Origin of the sequence: Collinsella aerofaciens, from assembly GCF_015556945.1 — a bacterium.
Taxonomy (GTDB): Bacteria; Actinomycetota; Coriobacteriia; order Coriobacteriales; family Coriobacteriaceae; genus Collinsella; species Collinsella aerofaciens_AO.
The window spans coordinates 81515-91703 of record NZ_JADNNH010000005.1; the positions used below are offsets into that span (position 1 = coordinate 81515).

General features: G+C 60.1%; 9 protein-coding genes. 8 read left to right on the forward strand and 1 reads right to left on the reverse strand.

Annotation, left to right across the window (positions count from 1 at the left end; genetic code table 11):
- Window positions 1–2: 2 nt before the first annotated feature.
- The 5 genes from atpG to I2F59_RS02680 all read left to right on the forward strand — a co-directional run bounded on the left by atpG (window position 3) and on the right by I2F59_RS02680 (window position 5381).
- Window positions 3–911, forward strand: a complete 909-nt coding sequence (gene atpG, locus I2F59_RS02660; protein ID WP_055310126.1) for an ATP synthase F1 subunit gamma — start codon at window positions 3–5, stop codon at window positions 909–911.
- Window positions 911–2365 (forward strand): F0F1 ATP synthase subunit beta, encoded by a 1455-nt coding sequence (gene atpD / locus I2F59_RS02665; protein WP_006235717.1) that lies wholly within the window; start codon window positions 911–913, stop codon window positions 2363–2365. Before atpG ends, atpD begins: the two co-directional genes overlap by 1 nt.
- 3 nt (window positions 2366–2368) lie before the next feature.
- Entirely contained in the window at window positions 2369–2761 is a 393-nt protein-coding gene (atpC, locus tag I2F59_RS02670; protein ID WP_006235718.1) for an ATP synthase F1 subunit epsilon, read from the forward strand.
- An 88-nt stretch (window positions 2762–2849) separates the two neighbouring features.
- Complete coding sequence (murA, locus tag I2F59_RS02675) at window positions 2850–4133, forward strand: UDP-N-acetylglucosamine 1-carboxyvinyltransferase (RefSeq protein ID WP_195503151.1); 1284 nt, start codon at window positions 2850–2852, stop codon at window positions 4131–4133.
- Between the two features lie 12 nt (window positions 4134–4145).
- Window positions 4146–5381 carry an LCP family protein gene (locus I2F59_RS02680; RefSeq protein WP_006235722.1) on the forward strand — a complete coding sequence of 412 codons (1236 nt, stop codon included), beginning with the start codon at window positions 4146–4148 and terminating at the stop codon, window positions 5379–5381.
- Window positions 5382–5634: 253 nt separating this feature from the next.
- Here I2F59_RS02680 and pepT read toward each other — a convergent pair whose 3' ends face one another.
- Window positions 5635–6882 carry a peptidase T gene (gene pepT, locus I2F59_RS02685; protein ID WP_195503152.1) on the reverse strand — a complete coding sequence of 416 codons (1248 nt, stop codon included), beginning with the start codon at window positions 6880–6882 and terminating at the stop codon, window positions 5635–5637.
- A 120-nt stretch (window positions 6883–7002) separates the two neighbouring features.
- On the opposite strand from pepT, the gene I2F59_RS02690 reads away from it, so the two are divergent.
- From I2F59_RS02690 to I2F59_RS02700, 3 genes are all read left to right on the forward strand, one after another.
- The gene (locus I2F59_RS02690) at window positions 7003–7425 is read left to right on the forward strand and encodes a metal-dependent transcriptional regulator (RefSeq protein WP_161160665.1); all 423 of its coding nucleotides are present in this window, start codon (window positions 7003–7005) and stop codon (window positions 7423–7425) included.
- Window positions 7426–7435: 10 nt separating this feature from the next.
- Window positions 7436–8329 (forward strand): homocysteine S-methyltransferase family protein, encoded by an 894-nt coding sequence (locus tag I2F59_RS02695; protein ID WP_195503153.1) that lies wholly within the window; start codon window positions 7436–7438, stop codon window positions 8327–8329.
- Window positions 8330–8487: 158 nt separating this feature from the next.
- Entirely contained in the window at window positions 8488–9888 is a 1401-nt protein-coding gene (locus tag I2F59_RS02700) for a phosphoglucomutase/phosphomannomutase family protein (protein WP_271755807.1), read from the forward strand.
- Window positions 9889–10189: the final 301 nt, after the last annotated feature.

Consider the following 10189-nt stretch of genomic DNA (forward strand, 5'->3'; position numbering starts at 1 on the left):
CCATGGCCAACCTTCGCGACATTAAGAAGCGAATCTCCTCGGTTACCACGACCAAGCAGATCACGCGCACGATGGAGATGGTCTCTACGGCCAAGATCCGTCGTGCTCTCGATCGCTCCAAGCAGGCCGAGCCCTATAAGGAGGCGCTGACCGACGTCATGTTGACGGTCGCCGGCGACGCCTCCTGTTCGGGCACCGATCCCATGCTGCAGAAGCATGAGAGCGTCAAGCATGGCCTGATTGTCGTTATTGCCTCGGACCGCGGCCTTGCCGGCGGTTTCAATACGACGGTGGAGCGCACGGCCGAAAAGCTCGCCGCTTCTTGGGCGAACGACGGCATCGAGTGCGAGATCATCGCGTGTGGGCGCAAACCGGCCACGTATTTCCGTGACCGCGAAAACGTCGTCATGCACTTTGAGGGCAACTCCTCTGAGCCCGATTTCAATCAGGCCCGCATGATCTCCTCTCATATCTGCGATGCGTATCGTGCCGGTGAGCTTGACCGTGTCGAGCTTGTCTACCACCACGCCAAGAACCGCGTGGATCAGGAGCTTCGCGTCGAGCATCTGTTGCCGCTCGACCCCGAGATGATCGCTATGGCCCACGGTCCGCGTAAGAACGAGACCGACGCCCCTAAGCGCATCTCGTCCACGTTCGAGTTCGTGCCCTCTCCCGAGCATGTTCTCGGCAAGCTTGTGCCGTCTTATATCCTGACGGTCATCTACCAGGCCCTGATCGATTCGGCGGCTGCCGAGCAGGGTGCACGCCGCAAGGCCATGCACTCCGCGACGGAAAACGCCACCGCGATCATCTCGACCCTTACCCGCACGTATAGTCGCGTGCGCCAGGCTTCGATCACGACCGAGATTAACGAGATCGTCGGCGGAGCCTCAGCATTGGAGGAACAGTAATGGCTAATAACACCGTAAAGCTTGCGGTCGAGGAAGCCACCAAGAAGACGACTGCCGGTGATGGTCGCATCGTGCGAATCATCGGCCCTGTCGTCGACGTCAAGTTTGACGGCGCGGTGCCCCCGATCTACAACGCGCTCACGGTCGAGGCCGAGACCCCGATCGGTCACCTGAGCACGATCCTCGAGGTCGAGAGCCAGCTTCCGGGCGGCGTCGTCCGCACGGTCGCCATGTCCTCGACCGACGGCCTGCAGCGCGGCCTCATCGCCACCGATACCGGTGAGCCCATGAAGATGCCCGTTGGTCCCAAGACGCTCGGCCGCATTTGGAACGTCATGGGCAAGCCCGTCGACGGCAAGCCCATGCCCGAGGTGGAGGAGTTCTACCCCATCCACCATGCAGCGCCCCGTTTCGACGAGCTCACCACCAAGACCGAGATCTTCGAGACCGGCATCAAGGCTGTCGACCTGCTCGAGCCCTACATCCGTGGCGGCAAGACGGGCCTGTTCGGCGGCGCCGGCGTCGGCAAGACCGTTCTGATTCAGGAGCTCATCAACAACCTCGCCCAGGAGCACGGCGGCACCTCGGTGTTCACCGGCGTCGGCGAGCGTACCCGCGAGGGCACCGACCTGTTCCTCGAGATGAGCGAGTCTGGCGTTATCGACAAGACCTGCTTGGTCTATGGTCAGATGAACGAGCCGCCCGGAGCGCGTCTGCGCATCGGTCTGGCCGGCCTTACTACCGCTGAGTATTTCCGTGATCGTGGCCAGGACGTTCTGCTGTTCATCGACAACATCTTCCGCTTCTCCCAGGCAGGTTCCGAGGTTTCCGCACTGCTGGGCCGTATGCCGTCCGCCGTTGGTTACCAGCCCACGCTGGCAACCGAGATGGGCGACCTCCAGGAGCGCATTACCTCGACCAAGACGGGCTCCATTACCTCCGTCCAGGCTGTCTACGTCCCCGCAGACGACCTGACCGACCCGGCGCCTGCCACAACGTTTACGCACCTCGACGCCACCACGGTTCTTTCGCGTAGCATTTCGTCGCTCGGCCTGTTCCCGGCTATCGACCCGCTCGCATCTTCCTCCGACGCTCTCGATCCCTCGATCGTCGGCGAGGAGCACTACCGTGTCGCCGTCAAGGTCCAGGAGCTCCTGCAGGAGTACTCCGACCTTCAGGACATCATCGCCATTCTGGGTATGGACGAGCTGTCCGAGGAGCAGCGCCTTACGGTCAACCGTGCCCGTAAGATTCAGCAGTTCCTCTCGCAGTCCTTCCACGTCGCCGAGAAGTTCACCGGCAACCCCGGTGTCTACGTCCGCGTCGAGGATACCGTCCGCTCTTTCGCCGAGATTGTCGACGGCAAGGCCGATGACCTGCCCGAGCAGGCTTTCCGCTATGCTTCCACGATTGAGGACGTGCGCGAGCGCGCCCGCAAGATGGGGGAGAAGTAGGTTATGCGTATCCGCATCGTGTGCCCCGTGAGCTGCGCCTATGAGGGCGACGCTGCGTTTGTGTCGATTCCGTCCACGGATGGCGAGTTTGGCGTTCTGCCTGCTCACTCCAGCGAGATCTGCACGATCGACCGCGGTTACGTTCGCGTTTCCGATAAGGCCATGGGCACTGTCGACCACACGTTTGCCGTGGCCGGCGGCTATGCCCAGGTTGCGGACGATGTCGTGACCGTTCTCGCCGAGCGCGCTTGCGATTTGGCGACCGTCGATGCCGACAAGCTTAAAGCTGATATTCAAGGTTTTGAAGAGAAGCTGGGTAATTTGTCGGAGGATGATGCACGCCGCGCCTACCTCTATAATGAAATCGCATGGTGTAAGCTCAAGCTTGCCCAATAGTCAAACGATTTAGCGTTCGACCATTTGCGAACACATCATGCCCGGGATGGCTCAGCCACCCCGGGCATGCTTTTTGAAAGGGTAGACCTTGGATATTATCCGCGTTGAGGGTGGCCACGCCATCGGAGGCTCCGTGCCCGTCTCGGGTGCCAAGAACTCCGCGCTCAAACTCATGGCGGCAACGCTTCTGGCGCCGGGCAAGACGACGCTGCAGAACGTGCCCGATATTTCCGATGTCCACGTGATGGGCAAGGTGCTCAAGGGCATGGGCGCCACAATCGATGTCCTTGACGAGCACACGCTCGAGATTGATACCTCTCAGGTCGATTCATGGGAGGCCCCCTACGAGCTCGTTGCCAAGATGCGCGCTTCCACCGCCGTCATGGGACCCCTGCTGGGCCGCTTCCATCGCGCCAAAATTGCCATGCCGGGCGGCTGCAACCTGGGTGCTCGCAAGATCGATATGCACATTCTTGGTCTTGAGGCCCTGGGCGTTGAGTTCGATACCGCCCACGGTTACATCAACGCTAATGCGCCCCAAGGTCTGCGCGGTACCACCGTCACGCTCGAGTTCGCCAGCGTCGGTGCGACCGAGAACCTCATCATGGCCTCTGTGCGCGCACAGGGCACCACGGTTATCGACAATGCCGCCCGCGAGCCCGAGATCGTCGATCTCGCCAACATGCTCAACGAGATGGGCGCTAAGATTGTCGGCGCCGGTACGCCTGTCGTGACCATCGAGGGCGTGGAAGAGCTGCATCCTGTTACCCATCGCGTAGTGGGCGACCGCATCGAGGCCGGTACCTTTATCGTTGCCGGTGCGTTGATGGCCGACGATCGCGGTGTCGACGTCACGGGTTTTTGCCCCATTCACTTGGGCATGGTGCTCAAGAAGATGGAGCTCATGGGTATCGACTGCGAGCGCGTCGAGGATGGCGTCCATGTGAACCGTGCCGAGCGTATCAAGCCGGTCGACATCCAGACGCTTCCGTTCCCCGGCTTCCCGACGGACATGCAGGCACAGATTATGGTACTCTCCGCCCTTGCCGACGGCAGTTCCGTTATTACCGAGAACATCTTCGAGAATCGCTTTATGTTTGCCTCTGAGCTGGTGCGCATGGGTGCCGACATTCGTATCGAGAGTCATCATGCCATGATTCATGGCGTCAAGGGCTTCTCGGGCGCACAGGTTACCTCGCCCGATCTGCGTGGCGGAGCGGCCCTCGTCGTAGCGGGCTTGATCGCCGACGGGACGACCGAGGTTTCGGCCATCCATCACATCAAGCGCGGCTACGAGCAGTTTGTCGAAAAGCTGCAGGCGCTCGGCGCGCATGTCGAGCATGCTACCGTCCCCGATCCCGCCATCTACTAATACAGGTTGCCTATGTTTAATAAAAAGCCCCTCGCGGATACCACCGCCCGAAGACCCTCAACTGGTGCACAGGCCAAGATCTACAGTCGCGATAACGTGGCTCGCTATTCCGAGCGCGCTCGCCAACGTCGTCGTAGCCACACGATTCGTCACGTCGCGCTCATTGTCGTGCTTGGCGTGCTGCTGAGTGCCACTACCGCTGCCGGCCTGTGGTTTGCCACCATTATGGGCAAGCTCGGCGATTCTAATGTCATTACCGACAATCTGCGTCGGGTTCTGGTTGACACCGATGAGGCTAAGGATCCGTTCTACGTGCTGCTTCTTGGCACTGACGGCCGTCCGGGCGAGGATACGTATCGTGCCGACTCGATTATCCTGGCACGCATCGACCCCACGCAAAAGCAGGCGACGCTCATTTCCGTTCCGCGCGACACCAAGGTCGAGTACAAGGGTGAGACCATGAAGATCAACGCCTGCCATACCGTTGGCGGCGCCGAGGCCATGGTCGAGGCGGTCAACGAGCTGTGCGGTGTTCAGATTTCCCACTATGCCGAGGTCAGCTTCGACGGTATGCAGGCGCTGATTGATTCGGTTGGCGGTATCGACATTAACGCAACCGATGATGTTGACGACCCCGAGCACCTGGATATTAAGATTACCGCTGGCCAGCAGCATATGGACGGTGCCACCGCCCTTACCTATGCCCGCTGCCGCTACACCTATGCCGACGGCGATTACACGCGCATGCGCCACCAGCGTCAGGTGCTTGGCGCCCTTGCCAACCAGATTCTCAATAACTTCGATGCCACGAAGATCTTTGGCCTGGTTAATTCGCTGTCCGATATGCTCGTAACCGATATGAGCGTTCAGGATATCGTGGCTACGGTCAACGCCATGCGCGGTATGGATGTCGACGGTATCTACTCGGCCAACCTGCCCTCGTACGCCGACGACAGCACCATGATCGACGGTGTGAGCTACGTCTTTGTCTACGAGGACGAGCTCAAGGAAATGATGGAGCGCGTCGATGCCGGCAAGGATCCCAAGGGTCCCAACACCATGGGTCTTTCCGATGGTTCCAGCTCTACGATTGGCGACCTGAACAACAACACGTCTGACGATTACGCAAACGGTACCGCAACCTCATCGGTCAGCTCTGACGATTCCGATGACTCAAGCGATTCAAGCGATTCGGACTACTACGAAGAGCCCACCGGCGACGGCAACGGCTACGAAGCCAACTACTAAGTTACGGCGTTTTACCAAACGCCGTAACGGCTCGACGCTGCGCGCCGCCCAAGGCGACAATTTGTCATTCAAAAGGCAGGGCATGACCAGAAGGTCAATGCCCTGCCTTTTTCATGCCAACTTGTTCGCCTTGGACGTCGCTCGCTGACGTTGGCTCAACCTGCGGTGCTGACTACTCCCCTTGCACCAAAAACCGCCCCGTTCTCGGTTTTGAGGACGGGGCGGTTTTGCTTACCTAGATTGTTCGAGTTCCTTATGCAAAGCGGGCGACGAGCTCCTGGAGCACGTCGGTCATCTTGACGAGCGAACTGACCGGGACGAACTCGTTGACGCCGTGGTAGCAATAGCCGCCGGTGGAAAGGTTGGGGCAGGGCAGGCCGCGGAACGACAGCTGAGCGCCGTCGGTGCCGCCACGAATCGGCAGCACTTGGGGCTCAACGCCGCAGGCAAGGTAGGCTTCCTTGGCAACATCAATAAGCTCGGGATAGTCACGAACGATCTCGGCCATATTCCGATACTGCTGCTTAGTCTCGACCGTCACGCGCTCCTCACCCAGACGCTGGTTGAGCATCGAGGCGGCGGCATCAATAAGGTCGAGTTTCTGCTGGAACTTGGCGGCGTCATGGTCGCGGACGATATAGCGCGCTGTGGCGTGATCGACGGTCGCAGATACACCCTCAAGGTGATAAAAGCCCTCGTAGCCTTTCGTATACTCCGGGCGCTGCGCGTAGGGGAGCAACGCGTTGAAGTCGCAGAACAGATTGCCTGCGTTGACCATACGGCCCTTAGCGTCGCCCGGGTGGATGGACTGGCCCTCAAAGCGGACGGTCGCCTCGGCGGCGTTAAAGCACTCCCACTCCAGCTCGCCGATGGGGCCGCCGTCGACCGTGTAGGCGTACTTGCAGCCAAAGGTATCGATATCCAACAGCTCGGCTCCGTGGCCGATCTCCTCGTCAGGGCAGAAGCAAATGCCGAGTGCGGGATGGGGCAGAGAAGGGTCCTGCGCGATACGCGCGACAAGCGACATGATCTCGGCAACGCCCGCCTTGTCGTCCGCGCCCAGCAGCGTGGTGCCATCGCTACAGACCAGGTCCTCACCCGCGAGGTCGTTCAGGGCGGGAAGCTTGGCGGTACTCATGGCAACGGGCTTACCGTCAACCGTGCCGCAGACCAGGTCGCCGCCTTCGTAGTGTACGATGTGCGGCTTCACGCCGGCGCCCGGTGCAACTTCGGTGGTGTCGAGATGGGCGATCAGGCCCAGGGCGGGCTTGCCCTCAGCGCCCGCACTTGCGGGGATATGCGCGCAGACATAGGCGTGCTCGGTCACGTGGGCATCTTCCGCACCAAGCTCGCGCAGCTCTTCAGCCAGCACGTTGGCAAGGTCAAACTGAACGGCGCTCGAGGGTACCTGGTCGCAGTTTGCATCCTCGGACTGCGTGTTGATCTGGACGTAGCGCAAAAAGCGCTCGAGGACATCGGGGTTCGTGGTGGTGTTTTCCATAAAGACCGCTCCAATCTTGGTCGTCGTGTGCAACAAGAACTCTAGCACGGTATGCCACGGCATACCGCGACGCTTGGATGGGGTAGAATCAGCCATTGAATGCAGAAGGGACGGAAGATCATGGATACGACAAATAGCTCGCGCGAACTGCATCTGACGGTGGCGAACGAAGACTACTTGGAGTGCATGGTTCGCATTGAAAGCGAAGAGGGGGAAACCAACGGCGTGCGATCGGTCGACATCGCGCAGCGCCTTGGCGTCTCCAAGGCATCGGTCAATAAAGCGGTTTCGGCGCTCAAGGCATCCGAGCTTGTCGAGCAATCGCATTACGGCAAGGTCATCCTGACCGATCGTGGTCGCGAGGTCGGTACGGCTATCTGGTACCGTCATCGCCTTATCCGCACGTTTTTGGTCCAGGAGCTCGGCGTCGATTTTGAGCGGGCCGATTCCGAGGCCTGCATGATGGAGCATGCGCTTTCCGAGGACACGATGAGCCGCTGGCTCGCCTATCTCGAAAAGCAGGGAATCAGCGTCGAGGAATAGCGGGATATATATGGATACGAGTTATTACAACCGCTTTGGTGCCGAGGAACTTACGCGCCGCTTGTCGAGCGAGACCTTGTTGGCGCAGGGCCCCATGGGCAGTGTTTTGTTGAGTGAGTACGATGCCGCCGACATTCCACCGGCGTTTTGGAATCTGGCAGAGCCGCAGACCGTTTCTCGTATCCATCGCTTGTATGTCGCCGCCGGCGCGCAGGTGCTCATTACCAACACCTTTCAGGCATCAAGCTATGCCCTCAAACACGACCAGATTGCGCCGTCCGTGGCGGAGGTCAATCGCGGGGCCGTCGACGATGCCCGCCAGGCGCACCCTCAGCTGCTGCTGGGCTCGATGGGCCCGATCGGTATTGAGTGGTTTGCCGAGGACTCTGCCGAGTATCGTGAAATCCGCGGCATTGCGCGCGAGCAGGCGCACGCCTTGCTCAATGCTGGTGTTGACGGTCTGCTGATCGAGACGGTGACGTCTATCCGTAATCTGCAGCCCATGCTTGCCGGCGCCCGAGATGCCGCCGACGGCATGCCTGTTCTGGTGAGTTTTGTCGTTGACGATAAAGGCGACCTGCTGGGCGATGGCCTCAACATCGAGGCAGCCGTTTTGTACGCCGAAAAACACGGCGCAAACTCGGTTGGTGTTAATTGCTGTTCGCTTGCGGCCGCGAACGCGGCGGTGCCCAGGATGGTTGCATCGGCGACTACTCCCGTCACGGTGCGTCCCAACGTGGGCGATCCGGTCCAGACTCAGGATGGCCCCGTATGGCACGAGAACCCCGAAGCTTTCGCGCGCGCATGCATCGAATGGAGACATGCCGGCGCCGCAATGGTGGGCAGTTGTTGTGGAACCTCGGCAATCACTACGGCAGCGATGGCCGAGGCGCTCGATATATAAAGGGCAAAACCGCTCCATACGGGGCGGTTTTTTTATTGCCTGCATGTCCTCGGCAGCATTTGCCCAAATGGTGAATGCTGGTGCCGGCAGGTTGCCGAGTGCGTGTTGCGGGTATACCTCACGCGTACCATGATCCAAACGCTGTGAGGTGTCTGCGCGTGTGCGCGATAATTCATTTTGGAACTGACGGTTGGCGCGCTCGCGTCGATGAGGACTTCACTGCCGATAACGTTGCCCGTATCGCCGATGCCGTTGGCGAGTTGTGGCAAAAGACCAATCCGGGCAAAACGGTATATATAGGGTTCGACACCCGGCCCCTGGCGAGCGAGTTCGCTGAGCTTGCGGCGGGCGTGCTAGCAGCGCACGGGCTGGACGCTGTGCTCGCTTCGCGACCTGTTCCGACCCCTGCCCTTACGTGGGCGGCGGCTTATGACGGTGAGGCGTGCGGCGCGCTCATGGTGACGGGGTCCCATCATCCGCAGGGTTATCTGTGCCTCAAGATTCGCATGGGTGACGGCTCGACCGCCAACCAGGATGTCATCGAAGAGCTCGAAGAGACCGTGGCTCCCGAGCCAATGGGGATCGAGGGGCAATATCGCACCGCGGATATTATTCCTGACTATATGCAGGCGGTGGCATCGTTTGTCGATGCCGAAGCCATCCGCGCCGCGCACCTGCGCGTGGTTGTTGATCCCATGGGCGGCGCAGCCCAGGGCTATCTAGCCGATTTGCTGCGCGAGCTTGGCGTTGAGGTGCACGAGATTCACGCCGGGCAGGCGTCTGACCAAGAAGATATCTGCCCCGACCCCGTTGAGCCTTGGGTGGACGCTTGCGAGCGCACGGTTATCGAGGACGGAGCTTGCGCTGGCCTGGTGACCGACGGCGACGCCGACCGTATCGGCGCGGTTGACGAGCGCGGCAGATATATACATCCGCATCAGATCATGGCGCTCGTTTTGGGCGACTTGGTTCAATTTCGTAATTTGGAGGGGCGCGTCGTCGTCAATCTTTCATGCTCGACGCTCGTGCGTCGCATTGCCGAGGCGCTTGGCTGCCGCGTGACCGTCAAACCAGTCGGTTTCAAATATATAGCGGCGGAGATGAAGAAGGGCGGCGTCCTCATAGGCGGCGAAGAAGCCGGTGGTATCGGCATCGCCGCGCATATGCCCGAGCGCGATGGCATCCTCGCCTGTCTGATTCTGTGTGAGCTTATGGCAAAGACGGACGCGCCTTTGGGCGTTCTGGTCGACCAACTCGAGGACAGTTTTGGTAAGACGAGTTACGGTCGACGCGATTTGCGCCTTGAGGCCGAAGATGCCGAAACGTTACGAACCCTGCTGCCGGGCGTAAACCCCAAGTCGATTTGTGGCAAGGTGCCGCAAAACGTTAGTCATATGGATGGCTTGCGTTTGGCATTCGAGGATGACACGTGGCTGCTGGTCCGTCCTAGCGGGACCGAACCAGTGGTGCGCGTCTACGCCGAGGGGTTCTCGGTGGAAGAGCGTGATGAGTTGCTCGATGCTGGCTGTGCTTTAGCTAGGGGGACGTATCCGCTTTAACCATGAGTCTGCCTTATATAGAAGAGATGCTCGGCGAGCGGTAGGTAACGGCTGGCAAACGTTAGTCGGATCACAAAATGTGTAGGAAATGTGTACGCCCAGATTCCCGCCCACGGGGCCCCTCCGGTCTGGCAATATATCTCCTTGCCGCGCGGCCCGGTCGGACCGGATGAGCCGCGGGGCGTGCACCTTGAGAACCGGATACTGCGAGGATGGACACATCGAGTGTCGCATCCGGGCAGACATCGAACCATTTGAAATGGTCTAACTTGGATTTGTTTTTCGCAAGGCCGCCGAGAGG